At 57.2% G+C, this 19,442-nt stretch carries 22 protein-coding genes and 1 pseudogene; all 23 read left to right on the forward strand.

Annotated features, from left to right (window positions below; genetic code table 11):
• Positions 1-23: 23 nt before the first annotated feature.
• The 23 genes and pseudogenes from IC757_RS06425 to IC757_RS06535 all read left to right on the forward strand — a co-directional run bounded on the left by IC757_RS06425 (position 24) and on the right by IC757_RS06535 (position 19,442).
• Positions 24-371 carry a four helix bundle protein gene (locus tag IC757_RS06425; RefSeq protein ID WP_190976526.1) on the forward strand — a complete coding sequence of 116 codons (348 nt, stop codon included), beginning with the start codon at positions 24-26 and terminating at the stop codon, positions 369-371.
• 32 nt (positions 372-403) lie between these two features.
• Positions 404-1,792 carry a UDP-glucose dehydrogenase family protein gene (locus IC757_RS06430; RefSeq protein WP_190976527.1) on the forward strand — a complete coding sequence of 463 codons (1,389 nt, stop codon included), beginning with the start codon at positions 404-406 and terminating at the stop codon, positions 1,790-1,792.
• Positions 1,793-1,804: 12 nt separating this feature from the next.
• Positions 1,805-3,115, forward strand: a complete 1,311-nt coding sequence (locus IC757_RS06435; RefSeq protein WP_190976528.1) for a nucleotide sugar dehydrogenase — start codon at positions 1,805-1,807, stop codon at positions 3,113-3,115.
• Positions 3,116-3,375: 260 nt separating this feature from the next.
• A complete protein-coding gene (locus tag IC757_RS06440) occupies positions 3,376-3,675 on the forward strand; it encodes a nucleotidyltransferase domain-containing protein (RefSeq protein ID WP_190976529.1) in 300 nt (99 codons plus the stop codon).
• Entirely contained in the window at positions 3,672-4,151 is a 480-nt protein-coding gene (locus IC757_RS06445) for a hypothetical protein (protein ID WP_190976530.1), read from the forward strand. Before IC757_RS06440 ends, IC757_RS06445 begins: the two co-directional genes overlap by 4 nt.
• 588 nt (positions 4,152-4,739) lie before the next feature.
• Positions 4,740-5,762: an NAD-dependent epimerase gene (locus IC757_RS06450; protein ID WP_190976531.1), complete on the forward strand. Its 1,023-nt coding sequence runs from the start codon at positions 4,740-4,742 to the stop codon at positions 5,760-5,762.
• Positions 5,763-6,085: 323 nt separating this feature from the next.
• Positions 6,086-6,388: a nucleotidyltransferase domain-containing protein gene (locus tag IC757_RS06455; RefSeq protein ID WP_190976532.1), complete on the forward strand. Its 303-nt coding sequence runs from the start codon at positions 6,086-6,088 to the stop codon at positions 6,386-6,388.
• Positions 6,385-6,867, forward strand: a complete 483-nt coding sequence (locus IC757_RS06460) for a hypothetical protein (RefSeq protein ID WP_190976533.1) — start codon at positions 6,385-6,387, stop codon at positions 6,865-6,867. The genes IC757_RS06455 and IC757_RS06460 overlap by 4 nt, the downstream gene beginning before the upstream one ends.
• 360 nt (positions 6,868-7,227) lie before the next feature.
• Complete coding sequence (locus IC757_RS06465; protein ID WP_190976534.1) at positions 7,228-7,467, forward strand: type II toxin-antitoxin system Phd/YefM family antitoxin; 240 nt, start codon at positions 7,228-7,230, stop codon at positions 7,465-7,467.
• Positions 7,464-7,829, forward strand: a pseudogene (locus tag IC757_RS06470) (type II toxin-antitoxin system VapC family toxin). The gene IC757_RS06465 and the pseudogene IC757_RS06470 overlap by 4 nt, the downstream one beginning before the upstream one ends.
• Positions 7,830-7,922: 93 nt before the next feature.
• Positions 7,923-8,438: a helix-turn-helix transcriptional regulator gene (locus tag IC757_RS06475; protein WP_190976535.1), complete on the forward strand. Its 516-nt coding sequence runs from the start codon at positions 7,923-7,925 to the stop codon at positions 8,436-8,438.
• 86 nt (positions 8,439-8,524) lie between these two features.
• Positions 8,525-8,794 (forward strand): type II toxin-antitoxin system Phd/YefM family antitoxin, encoded by a 270-nt coding sequence (locus IC757_RS06480; RefSeq protein ID WP_190976536.1) that lies wholly within the window; start codon positions 8,525-8,527, stop codon positions 8,792-8,794.
• The gene (locus tag IC757_RS06485) at positions 8,791-9,204 is read left to right on the forward strand and encodes a type II toxin-antitoxin system VapC family toxin (protein WP_190976537.1); all 414 of its coding nucleotides are present in this window, start codon (positions 8,791-8,793) and stop codon (positions 9,202-9,204) included. Before IC757_RS06480 ends, IC757_RS06485 begins: the two co-directional genes overlap by 4 nt.
• 106 nt (positions 9,205-9,310) lie before the next feature.
• A complete protein-coding gene (locus IC757_RS06490; protein WP_190976538.1) occupies positions 9,311-9,553 on the forward strand; it encodes a type II toxin-antitoxin system Phd/YefM family antitoxin in 243 nt (80 codons plus the stop codon).
• Positions 9,546-9,983: a type II toxin-antitoxin system VapC family toxin gene (locus IC757_RS06495; RefSeq protein WP_190976539.1), complete on the forward strand. Its 438-nt coding sequence runs from the start codon at positions 9,546-9,548 to the stop codon at positions 9,981-9,983. Before IC757_RS06490 ends, IC757_RS06495 begins: the two co-directional genes overlap by 8 nt.
• A 204-nt stretch (positions 9,984-10,187) precedes the next feature.
• Positions 10,188-10,769 carry a nucleotidyltransferase domain-containing protein gene (locus IC757_RS06500; RefSeq protein WP_190976540.1) on the forward strand — a complete coding sequence of 194 codons (582 nt, stop codon included), beginning with the start codon at positions 10,188-10,190 and terminating at the stop codon, positions 10,767-10,769.
• Positions 10,759-11,190 (forward strand): DNA-binding protein, encoded by a 432-nt coding sequence (locus tag IC757_RS06505; RefSeq protein ID WP_190976541.1) that lies wholly within the window; start codon positions 10,759-10,761, stop codon positions 11,188-11,190. The genes IC757_RS06500 and IC757_RS06505 overlap by 11 nt, the downstream gene beginning before the upstream one ends.
• A 54-nt stretch (positions 11,191-11,244) precedes the next feature.
• A complete protein-coding gene (locus tag IC757_RS06510) occupies positions 11,245-11,661 on the forward strand; it encodes a four helix bundle protein (RefSeq protein WP_190976542.1) in 417 nt (138 codons plus the stop codon).
• 67 nt (positions 11,662-11,728) lie between these two features.
• Complete coding sequence (locus tag IC757_RS06515) at positions 11,729-12,601, forward strand: glycosyltransferase family 2 protein (protein WP_190976543.1); 873 nt, start codon at positions 11,729-11,731, stop codon at positions 12,599-12,601.
• Between the two features lie 214 nt (positions 12,602-12,815).
• The gene (locus IC757_RS06520) at positions 12,816-13,865 is read left to right on the forward strand and encodes a hypothetical protein (RefSeq protein ID WP_190976544.1); all 1,050 of its coding nucleotides are present in this window, start codon (positions 12,816-12,818) and stop codon (positions 13,863-13,865) included.
• 11 nt (positions 13,866-13,876) lie between these two features.
• On the forward strand, positions 13,877-15,058 hold the full coding sequence (locus tag IC757_RS06525; protein ID WP_190976545.1) for a hypothetical protein: 1,182 nt from the start codon (positions 13,877-13,879) through the stop codon (positions 15,056-15,058).
• A gap of 17 nt (positions 15,059-15,075) precedes the next feature.
• Positions 15,076-16,044: a sulfotransferase gene (locus tag IC757_RS06530; protein ID WP_190976546.1), complete on the forward strand. Its 969-nt coding sequence runs from the start codon at positions 15,076-15,078 to the stop codon at positions 16,042-16,044.
• A gap of 44 nt (positions 16,045-16,088) precedes the next feature.
• The gene (locus IC757_RS06535; protein WP_190976547.1) at positions 16,089-19,442 is read left to right on the forward strand and encodes an exostosin family protein; all 3,354 of its coding nucleotides are present in this window, start codon (positions 16,089-16,091) and stop codon (positions 19,440-19,442) included.

Below are 19,442 nucleotides of genomic sequence, written 5' to 3' on the forward strand. Positions count from 1 at the left end.
AGTTATTTGGTGGGGCGTTTGGTGTGAAGTTTGAGGATCTGGGTGTGTGGCGTCGGGCGGTGCGGATGAGCGCGGAGTTGTACCGATTTGCCCGCGAGCTGAACGACTGGGGCTTCCGCGATCAACTCGGCCGTTCTGGCCTGTCGATCCCGAGCAACATTGCAGAAGGATTCGAGCGCGAATCCAATAAGGAATGCGTCAACTTCCTCTCGTATGCCAAGGGCTCCTGCGGAGAACTGAGAACCCAAATCCTCATAGGAATAGAAGCCGGCCACATACCAAAAGAACTCGGCAACGAGTGGGTAGAAGAAACCCGAGAAATCTCCCTGATGCTCGGAGGCCTAATCAAAACCCGCAAATCCTTCACCTAGCACCTCGAACCTAGCACCTCGAACCTGATCTTATGAAAATAACCGTAATAGGAACCGGCTACGTCGGCCTCGTCACCGGCGCCTGCTTCGCCGAAGTCGGCCACGACGTGGTCTGCCTGGATATCGATCAGCACAAGATCGACCGGCTCAACCGCGGTGAAATCCCCATCTACGAGCCCGGGCTGGAAGCCATCGTCAAGAAGAACCATGCCGATGGGCGACTTGCGTTTACCACCGACACCGCCGAGGCCGTGGCGCATGGCAGGCTGCAGTTCATCGCCGTCGGCACGCCGCCGGGCGAGGATGGTTCGGCCGACCTGCAGTACGTATTGGCCGTGGCCCGCGATATCGGTCAACACATGAACGACTTCAAGGTGGTGGTCAACAAATCCACGGTGCCGGTGGGTACCGCCTGCCGGGTTCGCGAAACGGTTCGTCATACCCTGGCCGAGCGGGGCGTCGAGCTGGACTTCGACGTGGTATCCAACCCCGAATTCCTCAAGGAAGGTCACGCCGTCGAAGACTTCATGCGCCCCGACCGGATTGTCATTGGCACTGAAAACGGCAAGTCCACCAAGCTCATGCGCGAGGCCTACGCGCCGCTCAATCGAAATCACGACCGACTCATGGTCATGCGCACGCGTTCGGCCGAGATGACCAAGTACGCCGCCAACGCCATGCTGGCTGCTCGCATCAGTTTCATGAACGAACTGGCCAACCTGGCCGAAGTCGTCGACGCCGACATCGAAGAAGTGCGTCGGGGGATTGGCTCCGATACGCGGATCGGATTCGACTTTCTCTATGCCGGATGCGGCTTTGGCGGGTCCTGCTTTCCCAAGGATGTCCGCGCCCTCAATCAGACCGCGCGCGAACACCTGGGGCAGCCACTGCACATGCTTGATTCGGTGGAGTCAATTAATCAGAACCAGAAGCACATTCTGTTCGAAAAGCTGTCGCGCCACTTCAACGGCAAACTGAAAGGTCGCACGGTTGCCTTGTGGGGGCTGGCCTTCAAGCCCAATACCGACGACATGCGCGAAGCCCCCAGCCTGGTGCTGATCGACCAGCTCACCCGCGCCGGAGCGCACATCCGGGCGTTCGACCCGGTGGCCATGGAAGCCTCCCGCGAACTGCTGTCAGACCATGACAACATCGAATTCGTCACCAGCGCCCGCTCGGCCACCGAACAGGCCGATGCCCTGCTTATCGTGACGGAGTGGTCGGAGTTCAAGGCGCCGGATTTCGAGCGCATCCGTCAGTCCCTGAAAGAGCCGGTCATCTTCGACGGCCGCAACCTGTTCGAACCCGACGAGATGCGCGAACTGGGGTTCCACTACGAGGGCATAGGCCGCCTGCCTTCGGCAAGCGTGCCGGAAAGCCTTCAATCTGTCGACGCCAGCCAGCGTCGATCCAATTCCTGAGAGTGAAAGACCATGAGTAGCCTTGAGAATTTCAAATCGCGCATTTCCAACCGCAGTGCTGTTGTCGGCATCATCGGCCTTGGATATGTCGGGCTACCACTGGTCTTCCGCTTTGCCGAGCAGGGATTTCGGGTGCTGGGTTTCGATATCGATCCGGAAAAGATAGCGCAACTGAACGCCGGCAAGAGCTACATCAAGCACCTGACCGACGACAAGGTGGTCACGGCCATCGAACAGGGTTTTGAAGCGACCACGGATGCCGGCCGGGCAGGCGAGGTCGATGCTCTCCTGATCTGTGTGCCGACGCCATTGACCGCCAACCGCGAGCCGAACATGCGCTTTGTGCGCGACACCATGGAAACCTTTGCTCCGCACCTGCGCAAGGGTCAGATGGTATCGCTGGAATCGACAACTTATCCGGGCACGACCGAGGAGGAAGTTCGCCCGTGCATCGAGGCACAGGGACTGAAAGTCGGGGCCGACATTTTTCTGGTTTACTCTCCCGAGCGCGAAGATCCGGCCAATGCCAATTTCACCACCCGCACCATCCCCAAGGTGTGCGGCGGCAGCACGGATGACTGTCTGCAAGCCGGAGTGGCCTTGTACGAAGTGGTCATCGATCAAGTGGTTCCGGTCAGCTGCACTCGAGCTGCCGAAATGACCAAGCTGCTCGAGAACATCCACCGTGCGGTCAACATCGGCCTGGTCAACGAGATGAAGATGGTGGCCGATCGCATGGGCATCGACATCTATGAAGTCATTGGCGCGGCCGCCACCAAGCCATTTGGTTTCGTGCCGTACTACCCGGGCCCCGGCCTGGGCGGCCACTGCATTCCCATCGACCCGTTCTACCTGACCTGGAAGGCGCGCGAATACGGCATCAACACCCGCTTCATCGAACTGGCCGGGGAAGTCAACAGCAACATGCCCGCGTGGGTGTACCGCAAGGTCGCGGGCGCGCTCAATGATCAGACCAAGTCGATTCGGGGCCGCAAGATCCTCATACTGGGCATCGCCTACAAGAAGAACGTCGACGACCCGCGCGAGTCTCCCGCCATGGTGCTGATGGAAATGCTGCGAGACAGCGGCGCGGTATTGGGTTATTCCGACCCTCACGTCCCGCATTTCCCGAAAATGCGTGAACACGAGTTCGACCTGAGCAGTGAAGAACTGAACAGCAATACGCTCAGCCAGGCCGATTGCGTGGTCATCATTACCGACCACGACGCCTTCGACTACGAACTGATCGCTCGACACGCCAACCCCATCGTCGACACCCGCGGCCGCATCCCAAACGGGACACCCGGCCTGGTAAGAGCCTGAAAGCCGAACGTTTCGATCGGTGCGGCGTGGTTCCCGCGGCGCCATTAGCGGGGCAGTGCATCATTCACCGTGCGAGGTCCCGGATAAATGCTGCGCATTTTCCGGGACGACGTTGAAGGGGGCGGAACGACATCATCCCGTCGCCCCGGAATCGGCGACAGCCGATATCCGGGGCCTCGCACCTGACCAGTTGGCACGGCACGCGCCCTCGCACCTGGCCGATTAGCGGCACCAACGCGAAAAGCAGTTAAACTGGCGTCATGCGCCTGAACCCCAAGCAAATCCAGACCATCAAGCAGGCAACGGCCGATATCTTCGGCCCGGATGCGCGCGTGTGGCTGTTCGGTTCGCGTGCCGACGATAGCCGCCGGGGCGGTGACGTCGACCTGATGGTTGAAACCGACAAAGCGCCGGACAACCCAGCCCTGCTGGCTGCTCGGCTGTCAGCACGTGTTTCCCGTAGCATGTACGGTCGCCGTGTTGATGTCGTCGTGCATGCCCCCGGCTTTCCGGAAATGCCGATTCATGCGGCAGCGCGCACACAGGGTGTCCGGCTATGACCGAGCGAAGCAACGACATGGAGCGCCTGCGGTTCCTGGCGCGAGTGATCGAAGGCGAAACCAGAAATCTCGAGGCCACCAATGCACGTTTGTTCAGCGAACCGTTCACAGCAGAAGCTGCCGAGCGGCTCGACGAAGACCAGGCACTTTCCGAACGGGTCGATGCCTTCGTGGCTCGCTTCAGCCGCCTGCAGGACACCCTGGGAGACAAGCTGCTGCCGGCCTTGCTGAAAGCCCTGGGCGAAGAACGAGCCCTGCTGATCGATCGCCTGGACACGGCCGAGAAACTGGGCTGGATTGAATCCAGCGAGCAATGGATGGTCATTCGTCAGCTTCGCAATCAGATGATTCATGAATACATCGAAGACTCAACAGTTCTTGCCGAAGCACTTCAAGCTGGCCATGACTACGTGGAAGAACTGACCAACGCAGCCAGAAATATGCTGGGCGAACTGGAAAAACGAGGCTGGAAGTAAAGCCAAGATCAATGTAGCGCCTTCGCTCCAAAAGCGAAACCCAACCCCGTCGCCCCGGCCGGAGCGAAGCGCAGGCAATGGAGGAAGTCTGGTTTTCGCCGTCAGGCGAAAGAAGGACTTCCGGAATGCCGTTAAGCGCGTGGAGAGCCGGGGCCTCGCACCCATCCGATTTGCACGGCTCAGAGCAGAACCCCACCGTGCGAGATCCCGGATAAATGCTGCGCATTTTCCGGGACGACATTGGGGGAGTCGGGGCGACGATGGGATAGCCGGGACGACCGTGGAACAGCCGGGACAACCTAGTAACCGTCGCCCCGGAATCGCCGCCAGCCGATATCCGAGGCCTCGCACCTATCAGACTGGCACGGCGCAGGAGTAGCCCGGCCTTGCATGGCCGGGGATTCTGGGCGGTGGCCGTTCAGCAGGGTCCCGGATAAATGCTGTGCATTTTCCGGGACGACATTGGGACGGCCGGAACGACACTGAGGCAGGGCGACAATGGGGAAGGGGACTGCGTCCCAAAACATGAAACGGCGTGTCTTCACTTTCGAAGGCATAGGACCAACCATCTCAACGAGTGTCTGATCAATGGCGCCCAACAGCAGACCCACACTGGTAACCGGAACCGCCGGCTTCATCGGCAGCCATGTCACCCTGAAACTCCTGGGACAGGGGCACCAGGTGATCGGGATCGACAACCTCAACAACTACTATGACCCGCAGTTGAAGGCTGATCGGCTAAAGCAGTTCGAGAACCACCCGGGCTACACACACTACACATGCGACCTGGCTGATCGCACAGCCGTGGAGTCCATATTTTCGGACCACCTGCCAGGCCGCGTAGTCCACCTGGCAGCCCAGGCCGGTGTTCGCTACGCAGCCGAGAACCCCCATGTTTACGTCAGCAGCAACGTCACCGGCACACTGCATATCCTGGAAGGCTGCCGGCACCACGGCACCGAGCACCTGGTCTTCGCATCCACCAGCTCAGTCTACGGCGCCAATACCCACATGCCGTTGGCCGAAGAACAGTCAACCGAGCACCCGTTGACGCTGTACGCGGCCACCAAGAAAGCCAATGAGATGATGGCTCACTCCTACGCCCATCTCTACGGCATTCCTGCCAGCGGGCTCAGATTCTTCACCGTCTACGGCCCCTGGGGCAGACCGGATATGGCATTGTTTCTTTTTACGCGAGCGATCCTTGCCGACGACCCCATACAGGTCTTCAACCATGGCCATCACAAGCGCAGCTTCACCTACATAGACGATATTGTCGAAGGGGTCGTTCGAGTCCTCGGCAAACCTCCCGAGACAGACCCGAACTGGCAAGGCGAGCATCCCAACCCGCAAACCAGCGGGGTGGCGCCCTATCGCATATACAACATCGGCAACGAGCAAAGCGTGGAGCTGATGCGCTACATCGAGGTGCTGGAAGAAAACCTGGGCAAAAGTGCCACCATGGAAATGCTGCCCCTGCAGCCCGGCGACATCCCCGAAACCCAATGCGACGTCGCCGACCTGGCCCGGGCCACAGGCTACACACCCAAAGTCTCCGTTGAAGAAGGCGTGGCAGCCTTCGTGGACTGGTATCGAAGCTACTATCACTAGGGCGGGGTGGCACAACCCACCGTGCGAGATCCCGGATAAATGCTTCGCATTTTCCGGGACGACGATGGGGGAGTGGCCGGGACGACCCAACCCCGCCACCCCGTAATCTCCCCGTCGCCCCGGCCGGAGCGAAGCGTAGAGCCGGGGCCTCGCACCCATCCGATTGGCACGGCGCAGAGCAGAACCCCTGCGTGCGGGATCCCGGATCAATGCTGCGCATTTTCCGGGACGACGTTGGGAAAGCCGGAGCGCCCATGGGACAGCCGGAGCCCCGCACCTGGCCGACTGGCAGCACCAACGCGAAAAGCAGTTAAACTGGCATCATGCGCCTGAGTACCGAACAGGTTGAAATCATCAAGCAAACGGCTTCCGAAGCTTTTGGCGACGATGTTCGTGTATGGCTGTTTGGATCGCGTCTGGACGACAGTCGTCGGGGCGGAGATATTGATTTGCTCATCGAGGCTCCCGGACGTGATTCCCGGGAATTGGCCCGGGCGCGCATTCGATTTCTCGCTCGACTCAAGCTTAAACTGGGTGATCGGCGCATCGACGTAATTGCTTCTTCCGGGCAAACACCCGTGCCCCACATTGTGAAGATTGCCCGACAAACCGGAACTCCGCTGTGAATCGTTCAGAGATTCAAAAATTCCAACTGGAGCCTGCAAAGCGAGAGTGCGAGCTGCACTTGAAGCGACTGGACTATGCCGCCGACAAGTTGGCTGGTCTGATTCCCGTGGATTCAGCACAATGGATGGAGCTTGACGAAGAGACAATAGCCAGCATCGATCAGCTTCTGTTTCGCTTCGTCAAGCTACAGGATGCTGTTGGGAGGCGGTTGTTTCCGTCCATTTTGAAGGTCGTGGAAGAGTGGGATGAGACTGAACCCTTCATTGACAAGCTGAATCGCCTGGAAAAGCTTGGAGTCCTTGAGTCTGCCGTGCAGTGGAGCGAGCTTCGAGAATTGCGAAACCGCGCCACTCATGAATATCCAGACTCCCCGGAACAGAATGCAGCGAATCTGAATCTGGTCTTTGAAGCACTGTCAGAATTGCGGCAGATCCTCGAAACTGCGCTGAAATACAGCGAGAGATATGTCTCTGCCTGACACTAGATTGAATATGCAGAAACTTGGGATTTTCCCGTAGCATCATGACCCGTCGCGGATGATGTCACGACCTGTGTCATGTCGACCGAATATCTGGATGAGTCAACCTTCACCGTGCGAGATCCCGGATAAATGCTTCGCATTTTCCGGAACGACGATGGGGGAGTGGCCGGGACGACCCAACCCCGCCACCCCGTAATCTCCCCGTCGCCCCGGCCGGAGCGAAGCGTAGAGCCGGGGCCTCGCACCCATCCGATTGGCACGGCAACCGGGTAGCCACAACAGATTCGACTGATTGCATCAGTAAACCAAACAAACCAGACTAAGCAAACTAGGTCGCTCCGTCATCTACCCGCATAAATGGACACCATCAACATCCACGAAGCCAAGACACACCTCTCGCGCCTGGTCGAGAAAGCCGCCCGGGGTGAAAGCTTCATCATCGCCAAGGCCGGCAAGCCAATGGTGCGCGTGAGCGCCCTGGACAGCCCCAGCGTCGAGAATCGCCAGCGGGTCGGTTTCCTGAAAGGCCGCATCGAAGTGCCTGACGACTTCGACGAGATGGGCGAAGACGACCTCTCCCGAATGTTCGAGCAGTGAACTACCTCCTGCTCGATACCCACCTGCTGCTGTGGGCGGCGGCGGGCGACCGACGACTGCCGGAGTGGGTCGTAAGACGACGGAACGACCCGGAAACGCACCCACTCTTCTCCGCTGCCTCCATCTGGGAAATCGTCATCAAGTCTTCCCTGGGTCGAGAAGATTTCAAAGTCGATGCATCCGTCTTGAGACGAGGCCTGCTCGACAACGGCTACTAGGAACTCCCAATTTCCAGCACACATGCGCTGGAGATTGCCAAATTGCCCAACCACCACCGAGACCGGTTCGACCGCATCCTCGCCGCCCAGGCCATCGAGGAAGGCATCGAACTACTGGCCGCAGACGAAATCCTGGCCCACTAGCATCTGGTCAACGCCGCGAAGCCCGGAGAACCACGCACGACAGATCACCCGAATCGTCGAGCGATGCAGTCGAAACATGCCGGAGACCGACAAGTGATCCACGAATTCAAGCTGATCTTTCAGCTACCCCAAAATTCACCGCCAATCAATGAACTGGTCGAAGCACTTGCCGAGGCCGGATGCGACGATGCCATCGTGGGCACCGGCCACCCGGGGCGCATTGCACTTGAATTCAGCCGCGAATCAGAGAATGCCCGCGAGGCCATTGATTCCGCGTTTGACGACGTACAAAGAGCTCTTGGCGGTGCTGAACTGATCGAAGCCGCGCCCGACTACGCCGGACTGACTGAAATCGCGGACATCATCGGCATCTCCCGGCAAGCGCTGCGCAAGCAGATGCTCAACCAGGCCGATTTTCCCAGACCGTTTCACTGCGGCAACCCGTCGCTATGGCACCTTGCCCCGGTTCTCGATTGGTTGCAGCAGCAACGAGGCTATCGTATAGACCCGGCACTTCAGGAAATCGCTCAACACAACATGCACCTGAACACGCGGCAACAACGCCAAAAGGCCGAAATGCTGACAAGCGCTCAGACCACCACCGCCTGAAACCATAACCTGCAACCCGGAACCCTTCGCATCCACCAGGCCAGTGCTAAAATAAGTACCAACTCCAGTACCAAACAGAACCAGCCATGGAAAACACCATCACCGCTCAGGAAATCAAGCGTCGCGGCATCTCGGCGGTGGACGAAGCGCTGCGGCATGGCCCGGTACACGTCATCCAGCGCAATCGGCCACGCTACGTCATCCTCAGTGAAGAAGACTACCGACGCATGGTGGATCTGCCCCGAGCACGGAGCGCGCTTTGGAACCAGCTACTGGGCGCCGCCAATGAAGCGGGGCGTTCCAGGGAGGAGATCGACGAGCAACTCCAGGAAGAACGAGGGAGCTGGAACCGTTGAACGCGGTATTTCTGGACGCCAGTGCCCTCATCTACTTGCTCGAGGGTGAGCCCGGAATCCAGCACGCGACTCAGAAAATCCTGGCAGATTTGTGCAGCGGCGATGCCAAACCAGCCATCGTAGTGTCGGCATTGAGTCTGCTGGAGTGCCGGGTTCACCCCATTCGAACTGGCGATACGGCAAGACTTGAGAAATTCGACCACTTTTTTGTCAATCCTGGCCTGTCCATCGTCGAACTCGACGGCGAGGTCATCGAACGAGCCACCCGGCTCCGCGCCCGTCACGGCCTACGAACACCCGACGCCTTGCAGGCCGCCAGCGCCCTGACATTGCCAGAGAACCCGGCAATCGTCACCGGCGACAAGGATTTCAGAAAAATCCCGGAGCTGAACGTCCACCTGATCGAATAAAAACCCGGAACCCGGAACCCGTTCTTATCTTCCGGAAACCGGAAACCGGAAACCGGAAACCTAAGTTTCGTGTACACTTATCCGTGTCCACACCCAGTATAAGCCTATGCAATTCAGTATCCGTGAAGCACGACAGAAACTCAGCCACCTGCTCAAGGCTGTAGAGCAGGGCGAAGAAGTGGAGATCACCCGGCGCGGCCGGGTCGTGGCTCGGCTGACGCGTCCGGACACAGCGGATGAACAGACAGTAACCCGAGCAGCCGCTCGTGCGGCGCTGCGCGAAAAACTTCCTGCGGCCCACACCAGCTCAGCCGAGCTGATCCGCGAGCTCCGCGACGAACGTGGCTGAACAACCCGCATACTTCGACACCAGCGTCATCGCCCCCCTGTACCGGGCCGAGCCCCTCACGCCCAGGGCGGAAGCGCTGCAAGAGCAGTGGCGGCCCGTGATCAGTCCTTTAACTGAAGTGGAGCTTAGCTCCACCGTTGCTCGTTGGGTGCGCACAGGAGAGTTGAGCGATGATCAAGCTACGTTGGTGGACAAGACGTTTGCAGAGGACCTGCGACTGGACGTATTCGAGCGTACAGAACTTGCAGATCGTCACTACTGGCAGGCACGCGCCTGGCTGCAGAAGAGAACTACGAACCTCAGGACGCTCGATGCACTGCATCTGGCCGTTGCAGCAGAAAATGGTTGGCCCTTGATCACGGCAGATCGGCAACTGCACGAAGCCGCGAAAAGTCTAGGCTTCCAATCCAACTTGGCGCATAAAGACTAACGACCTGAACCCTGACTCCTGACTCCTGACCCCTGACCCCTGACCCCTGAACCCTGACCCCTGAACCCTGAACCCTGAACCCTGAACCCTGAACCCTGAACCCTGAACCCTGAACCCTGAACCCTGAACCCTGAACCCTGAACCCTGAACCCTGAACCCTGAACCCGTTTTAATTGTCAAAACAAATGTTCTACAATCCAGTACATGAACGATGCTGCCGCCAATCTCCTGTTCGGCAAAACTCGCCGGGCGGTGTTCTCGGTTCTGTTCGAGACACCGGAGCGGGCCTGCTATCTTCGTGAGCTTGCCCGGATCACCGGAGTCAGCCCCGGCACATTACAGCAAGAGTTACAGCGATTGGTACAGGCTGAACTGGTCATTAGAAAGCAGGACGGCAACCGCGTGACTTACTCGGCCAACGCTGCTCACCCGGTGTTCGCGGAACTGCAAGGCCTGATCAGAAAGACTTGTGGTATCCCCGCGCAACTGCACTCAATACTCGAGCCATTGGCCGATCGACTGCACTTCGCGGCCATCTACGGCTCAGTGGCAAAAGGGACAGCCAGGGCCGACAGCGACATTGACCTGATCGTGGCAGGTGACATTTCTCTTGCCGAGATGCTGGAACATCTCCAGCCACTGGAGCAGAGCCTGGGTCGCGAGATCAACGCCCGTGTCTTCACGAAAAAGGAATTCCAGATCAGAATGGACAACGCAGACCCATTCCTGACCAGAGTACTGAGCGGCCCAACGATCCCCCTGATCGATCACTCCAGTGACGCTTGAGAACCTAGTCGGCAGCACGCTACACCGTGAGCAAGCCACGGACGAGGAGATCGATCGTCTCCGGGAGAAAGCTGCAATTCGCCTCGATGACGCCCAGAACGAACAAATTAGCCGAGAAAGCCGCTTTGATCTGGCCTACGAGGCCCTGCTGCAATTCGGTCTCGCTGCACTTCGGGCTAATCATTACCGCCCCAGCTCTTCAGGTGGGCATCACATGACAGTGCTGCAGACATTGCCCAAGACCATCGGCTTTCCCAAAGAAAAAGTCCGCCTGATCGATCAGTTCAGGCGTCAACGGGCCCTTGGGCTGTACGACGGCTCCTTCGACCCAACCGCAGCCGAACTGAATGAATTGATCGATACGGCCAAGGAACTGCAAAAGTACTTGAATAATTGGCTGGAAAGCCAACCCAGAACCTAGAGCCTCGAAGCTAGAACCCCGACCCCCGACCCCGTAACCCGGAAACTGTAAACCGTGTACCACTCCTTCGAATCCCTGAAAGTCTGGAGGCGCTCCAGCCGCCTGGCCGTCTCGACCTACCAGGCCCTGAAGGGCTGTCGAGACTTCGGGCTGAAAGACCAAATGACAAGAGCCGCCGTCTCGGTACCCTCCAACATTGCAGAAGGATACGAGAGAGACACCAACGCGGAGTTCATCCGATTTTTGAATATCGCCAAGGGCTCTGCAGCTGAACTCAGAACACAGCTATATATCGCCAAGGAGGTGGGCGTTTTGAGCGACGAAGCCGTGACTGAATTGGTTGCAGAGTGCAAGGAAATCTCAGCAATGCTCAACGGGCTTGTCAAAGCAAGGCAGTCAAGAGTGCAAGAAAGCCCTCAAGCCCTCACAGGCCAAGAAGCAGCCCGAGAGGCAGGTATTCCTGAGCCCTGAAACCTGAAACCGGAAACCGGAAACCGGAAACCGTTCTTTTCCCCGGAACCCGAAACCCGAAATACCCATGCACTTCTCCATCATCACCCCCGTCCACAACCACTGGCACCTGGTCCCGAACCTGCTCCAATGCCTGGCGGCGCAAACGCTGCCGCAAAGCGAATTCGAAATCGTGCTGGTCGAAAACCGCTCCGACACCTTCCAGCCACCCGACCAACTGCCACCCAACGCCCGCATCGAACACTGCACCACCCCCGGCTCCTATGCCGCCCGCAACCACGCCATCGAACGCGCCACCGGCGAGTGGCTGGTCTTTACCGACGCCGACTGCCTGCCGCGCCCAGACTGGCTGCAAAACCTGATGCTCGCCACCAACCAAACAACGAACCAACAAACCAACGAAAACACAATATACGCCGGCGCCATAGAAATGGTCCCGCAGAACGACCCGCCCAACCGCTGGGAAATCTACGACCTCGTACGCGGCATCCCGCAAGCCTGGTATGTGAAGCGTGGCTACGCCGCCACCGCCAACCTGGTCGCTTCGGCCGCACTCACAAGAAAGCTGGAGGGATTTGACGGGAACCGGCAATCCGGAGGAGATGCGGAATTCTGCCGCCGGGCGATACGGCAGAATGCCCAACTGAAGTACGTTCCTGAAGCCATCGTCGCCCACCCGGCCCGAACCAGTCGTGCCGAGTTGGTCGAGAAGACTCGCCGCATCAAGGCTGCCCAGGTCCAGTCCGGCGACTGGCGAAGACTACGCGCCCTGGCGCCCCCACTGATCGAGTTCTGGAAGTACCTGAGCGCATCCCAGTGGCCACTGAGCTACCGCCTGACCGCCATAGCCGTACAACTCACCCTATGGCCCGTTGAGCTACAACAAGCCTTGAGAGCCCGCCAGCCGGCCCCACGCCCCGGCGCCCCAACCCAAGAGTAGGCCGGGGCAGCGCAAGCCGGCGACTCGGCTAGATCAATAAAGAGCAAACCCGTAGAATTACCCAAATGACCAGGAGGGGGTCAAGATCATGACAGGGACCACACCAACACATTGGCAACAAAGCGAATCCGGCCTGCTACTGCCCGACAGGCCCAAAAAAGTCAACAAAAACAATAACACGCATCACATACCAGCATTGTACGGAGAAGATGCAATGAACCTGAACCACAACAAGGCACCGTCGGATGGCGGGCCTGTCCCCAGCATCGGACGGCCCGAGCACCTGGGTATTGCCAGCCCCTTCGGCGGCGATGCCAGGGCACCCATGGACACGCTGGCGCGTGCCGGGCTGTCCAGCGCCTCCCTGCCGCTGCACACCATCGAAAGCGAGAATGCCGAAGCAGTCGCCGGCTGGCTGGAAAACAACCCCCAGCGCCACTGCGTGATTTTCTGGCAAAGCCCCGTTACCGCACTGGCCCAGGCCATGGCCGAAGGGCAGGCCCCCGATGAGGCACTGGCCGAATGGACAGCCCGTGCCGAGAGTGTGCTGGCCGCCGTACGCAAGAACCGCCGTCGCACCACCCTGATCGAAAGCACACTGGCCCAGGCCAATCCCGGCGCCCTCATCGAACGCCTGAACCAGCGCCTGGACCTTTCGCTGGCTATGCCGACCCACAGCCCCGGCACCCATGAAGAGCACGACCCGGTCGAACTGCTCATTGCCGAGCGTGCGGTAGTGACCAACACCCAGGCCCGCCGCCTGGCCCAGGAACTGCAGGCCACGTCCCTCCCCCTGGGGCAGGGCGATGAAGACCTGCTGCCTGATTCACTCACTGCCTGGCATGGGTATCAACAGCATGGCAATACCGAGCGTGCCGAAGCCGAACGACTCAGAGCGCAAAACCGCGAGCTGCGCCAGGAGCAGCAGAAGCTCAAGACCCAGATCGATGAACTCAAAGGCAAGGCAGACCTGAGCCAGTCCGGTGAATACCAGGACCTCAAGGAAGAAAACGACCTGCTCCTGCAGCAACTCCACCACGTACAGGAAGAGCTGGAGTCCTACTACCTGGGAAGCCGCGACATCCAGCAGAAATACGACAAAGCCGAAGCAGAGCGCAAGAAGCTGAAACGGGAGTGCAACAGCGCGTTGCAAAGAGCCGATGTGCTTCAGAAGAAGATCGACAGCATGCGCGCGTCCCGTTCCTGGCGTCTCACCAAGCCGCTGCGCGTCGGCAACTTTCTCAAACGTAAAAGGGCCAAGTGAGATTCCAAGCCATGGACTGGATTCAAGATCAACTCTGCCACGCGCCCACACCCAACACCATCATCCATCTGGGCGCTGGTTTGTGCCGGGAGCTGCAACACTACATCGACAGTGGTGCTGCGCGGATCATACTGGTCGAGCCCAACCCGGAACTGCTGCCGGAGCTCCAGAAGCACGCCGCGGCACATTCCAACGTCCAGATTCTTCCCGTTGCAATAGCTGCCGAACCGGGGAAAAGTACGCTCAAACTCTACAACTACCCGGACCTGTCCAGCCTCAGGCGTCCCACCGGCCTGACCGAACTGCTGCCCGGCCTGCAGCAAATCGACCAGGCCATCGTCAATGTCATCGCCGCTCATACGCTCCCCGAGCACCTGGGCCTGAAAAACGACGAAAACAACTGGCTAGTCATCGACACGCCCGGCGAAGAAGAGACCATCATCAGCAACCTGCAACAGCACAAGCAACTTAGCCACTTCGACCGAGTTATCCTCCGTGGCGGCACTGAAAGGCTCTACGACGGTATGCCCACCGTCGATCAGCTTACCCGTCAACTGGAAAATCTGGGCTACTACATCGAAGGCGCCAAAGACAGCAGCGACCCCGACTGGCCCCGCTACCATCTTCGTCTCAACCCCAAGGCTATCGAGGTCCGAAGGCTCAGGCGAGAGATCGAGACGTTGACCGAACAGAAGGATGTATTAGAGAAAAAGTTAGAGGAGGGCGAGGAACAGAAAAGAAACCTGTATTCCCAGGTTGAGAAGCTGCAAGACAAACTTGAGGAGCTCGAAGATTTTCGACGGACAGCAGAGCAGAATCCCGTGCTGGAGCAACAGAAGCGAGAGCTCGCTGACCAGATCCAGCAACGAGAACAACAGCTTCAAGCCGAGAACGACGCCTTGCGAAAGGAACTCGACTCAATCAGGGATGAAGTGCAACAACAACGAAGCGACATTTCCGTCGCCCTTCGACTGCAGAACCTTAGAGAGAATGATCTCAAGGACCTTCAGCAGCGCTATGGCCAGTTGATGCAGACAAATCAGGACCAGAAGGAGTTGCTGGGTAAGCTGCATAGGCGTCTGAGTGTGGCTGCAGACTACCTGCGACTGATGAACGAGCAACAGGATGATCGTGGTGAACTTCAGGAAGGCCTGGTCCGTGCATTGATCGGCAACGATTCAGAAACCACTTGACGGTACTGATCAGGCATATGAAGGACGACTACGGAATGCGGGTCACGACAAGTAAAGTAATGAGGCAAGTCCAGTCTGCAGTGCACGATGCGCTGGATCTGTTGGACAATGCAGCACTGGACGGAACCCAGGGGCGCGATCGGATAGAGCCGGATCCGCTTCCCAGTCTACTCGAACAATGCGGTCATTTGGCAGAAACCGATAAAACATCGGACGTCGAGCCCATCCGCACGATTCATCACTTTGCGTGTACTGGTGGCACACTGATCACAAAATGCTTGGCTTGCAGTCCGAATGTTCACGCGCTTAGTGAAGTGGACCCACTGAGTACGGTTCCGGCCACTGTGGGCAAATTCGCTCCCAGTGACCTTATTCAGCTGACAGGATTCAGTAACCGTGCGTCCACCATGGAAGAGAAGCTGGATTTATTTTTGGGTAGCCTGAAAGTACTTCATCAATCCAATCAAAAGAAGGGATTGAGGGTTCTCGTTCGAGACCATGCCCACGGCCATTTTTGCATCGGGTCAGCAATCCCTGAACGCCTGACTGTGCGAGAAATCCTCCATAGAACCTTCCCGGTACTTTCCATCGTTACTGTTCGCCACCCTATCGATTCCTGGTTGGCGTTAAAAGTGAATCACTGGCATCAATTTAATCCTGCGACAGCGGATGAGTATGCCAGACGCTATGAAGTTTTTCTGGATAAGTATCAAGATGTAATGATGTTTCGCTACGAGGACTTTCTTGAGGACCCGGCCGAGGAACTCGCTTCCATGTGCCGTGCCCTGAACCTTGCATATCCAGAAGACTTTCAGGAGCTTTTTTCAGTGCATTCATTCTCTGGCGACAGTGGCCGGAGTGGGGGCAAAATTGAGCCAAGGGTACGCAGGTCAATTCCTGGTCACGTTCATCAAGAACTCAGGCAATCGAGAGCGTTGTGTCACCTTTGCGAGCGCCTCGGATATGAATGGAATCTGGATCATTGATCAAGGGGAAATAGCGCATTCACAGGGATGCTAATTCAAATTCCATGAATCCAACCATTTTCATAACTACTCCCTGTCTGAATGCGGAAGCTACCATAGACAAGACAATCCAGAGTGTTGTCTCGCAAGCGGGAAAGTTCTCTATTCGCTACCATGTTCAAGATGGTGGCTCACAAGATCGCACATTGGATAAACTGCAGTACTGGCAAACCACTATTTCGTCCAAGGCATTCAAAAGCAATTGTGACTCTGTGCTGTTCAGCTACTCAGCCGCGCCCGATGCTGGCATGTATGATGCGCTATTCAATGCAATGGAAGAGCTGTGCGCGCCAGATCATGGATTTCTAACCTGGATCAATGCTGATGATCTCCTGATGCCCGGTGCTCTTTCGCTGGCTGTGGCCGTAGAGGAGCAGTTTATGCCCGATCAGCTCTCCTGGTTCGGGGGGGCAGTATGTGTGGTGTCCAATGATCTGATAACAGCTTGTTTTGACAGGCCGATTCCGCGTCAAGCACTTCGAATGGGTATCTGTGATGGCACCCACTGGGACTTTTTACAGCAGGAGGGTACGTTCTTCCGCAAATGGCTATGGGATAAGGCGGCCCGAAATATTCGCGAAATGAAGTTGGCGGGCGATTGGGAGCTTTGGCGACAAATGGCTCATCACGCCGACTTTTTCCAGACCAAGTCGCCCCTGGGTGCCTTTTGTACATCAGATCAACAAGCGTCCTTTCTTCAGAAAAGCTCCTACCTGGCTGAGATTGATGCCGTGCTGACGCCAGCTCAACGAACGCGGCATCTGGAAATGCTGTGTCAGGAGGATGACGTAACTCGCAAGTTACTGATAGTTAAAGATTTTAGAGGTTCCGAGCTGTCGATCAGAGAGGAGTCAGTCTCTGAGAAGCTACGTGATCGAAGAAGCAAGATTCGGGCTCTAGAGAATTCTAAGCCTTCTGCTCGCTCCGTTGGTGCCGGAGAAGCAAGCCCACAGTCGCACGCATGCTCAAGAAGCGATGCCGCCACTCGTATGGTTTCGTTTGCTTCCAAGCGAAGCAATACCAGGATATCTACGTCAAGAATTGTCTCATTCGACAGGGATTGGCAGTATCCGGCAATAACGGAGCAGCATGCCTTTGAGATGATGAAGCGCCACTCCTCCATTATCCCGGATCGTGCTGTGTATGTGGCTTTCCCATGGGCGACCCTGATTGATAAGGTAAATACCAGGGCCGGCGATGCAGCCTTATACCTGAATCGCCTCGATGAGTTTTGTCGATCAATACCGAAGAAAGCTGTAAAGGTGACGGTATGTCAGCACATTTACGCGAAGAAGTACGCCAGATTTTTCGAGCAGGCTGGAATTACCCATCTGTTCTGGTCTCATGCCACAAGTGATGATGTACTGGAAAACGAGCAGGCTTCGTGTTCAATGCGGATCTTGCCCTTCCCCCTTTACCCCGTCCAGGTCCCGGAGTTGCAGAAAGGTGCTGATCTGGAGGAGGATTCGGACCAACGAAAGCATCTGTTTTCATTCGTTGGTGCGCGCGCAAACCGATTTTATTTGAGTAAAGTCCGTGATTGGATTCTCGATTACCTGGAGGATGATCCCCGAGGCCTGATAGTAGGGCGAAACAGTTGGCACTACGAGAAGCTGGTATACGAGTGTCAAGTTCAAGGGGCGGTCGAGGAGGGGGGTGCCACTGCGTTGGTCAACGAGGTGGCGTCCAATCAGTTCTGCAAAGTGCTCGGGAACAGCACGTTTTCGTTGTGTCCTTCCGGTACAGGCCCGAACTCCATTCGTCTGTGGGAATCCATCGCGGCTGGAGCAATTCCGGTCATTCTGGCTGATACCTGGGCACCGCCAGGTCAGTTGCGCCTTTGGGAGCAGGCTGCTGTCTTTTGTCGAGAGTCACCGGATGAAATCCGTGCTCTGCCTGATCAACTGGAGCGCATCGCTGCGGATCCAGAGCGACTTTCCCAGATGAGACAGGCGATGCGGCAGATCTGGCTGATGTACGGACCACAATCATTTGTTACCGACATACAGAAACTCATGCTGACGGTCACATCCCCGGTATGCCCGGGGTCAGTGGGCGAGACCCGCCGACGGTTGATGGACCGAGCTTGCCGGACACTGCTCAATAACAATGGCTCCTCACTGCTGAGACAATGTTCTACGGCTCTGCTGCTGGATCCGGTCGGCGCAATCAGTCAACTGGAATCAAATTCAAGTCTGTCCCTGGCGGTTGCCAGAGCTCAACGAGACCCAAGTGTCGACAGTGGATTGGTTCAGCATTATAGAACACTAGTTTCGCGTGCCCGGAAACGCGCCTTTGGTGGGCGATCCGGCTACCCAGCCGTGCTGCGTAAGTCCCCGCCCAAGATCTGCCTGTTTGGACGGCACTCCAACCGAACCCCGCTCAGCTACGAGCCAATCAGGCGGCACCTGGGTGGACGCCTCAAGTTCGTAGATTCTCCAGAAGCCGCTGACCTGATTGTGTCAGGATTTAGAATCGATTTCCGCGACGGTATCGATTCATTGTTGCCCGTGCTTGATCGATCAAAACCCCCAAAGTTGGCGGTGATTTCAGAAGAGCCCCTGTGGGACATTACGTGGAGTGGGCCGTTTACCGGACGCAATGCCAGTCTGACCATCGGTGGCACCGAGATCAAGTACACGTTCCTGGGGCATGAAACCTCTGACATATTCAAGTTCGATCGCATTCCCTACTTTTTGCTTACCAGCGATGATTTTCCTGTTCGCTACGCCAATCTCATGGCCCGTTTCAAAAGTATGACGGCCGATGAGCTAATGAGCATGTGGAAAGCTGCGCCCATTGCTGCGGCCTTCTTCCACGAAAAGAGAAACGGTGAGGGCTATTCAAACTCCTTCCCGGAAAGAGATGTACATGCATTGAGCGCCTATCGAACCGAGGTGGCGGAATATGCCAGTGGAGAGGCTGTGCTTCGTGTTGGAAAAGGCTGGCACGGCGAAAAGCGACGACAGGATCTCCCGGACTGGCATCTTGATAAACTCGCACAACTGGATGGCCGCACCAGGGTGCTTTCAGCGTTTGAGAATGTTCATCAAAGTCAGTATGTTACAGAAAAGGTATTTGATGCTTTTGCAGTAGGGGCTATACCTGCTTACTGGGCTGGGCCAGGTCACCGGATCTTTGAGTTGGTTCCAAGAGATATTTTGATTAACACGTATAGTCAATCAGTGGCGCAAGCAGTTAAGCGTATATCAGGGATCAGACCTAATGCCCAGCTTGCATGGCATTGGCGGGATACGGCACGCAGGTTAGTAGCGATTTTCTCTGAGCACGAAAAAATCACTCTTGAGCGGAAACGTATCATGGATGCAGTTATAAGAGAGATATTGAGTCTTGTCTAA

It is taken from the genome of Wenzhouxiangella sp. AB-CW3, assembly GCF_014725735.1.
Lineage (GTDB): Bacteria > Pseudomonadota > Gammaproteobacteria > Xanthomonadales > Wenzhouxiangellaceae > Wenzhouxiangella.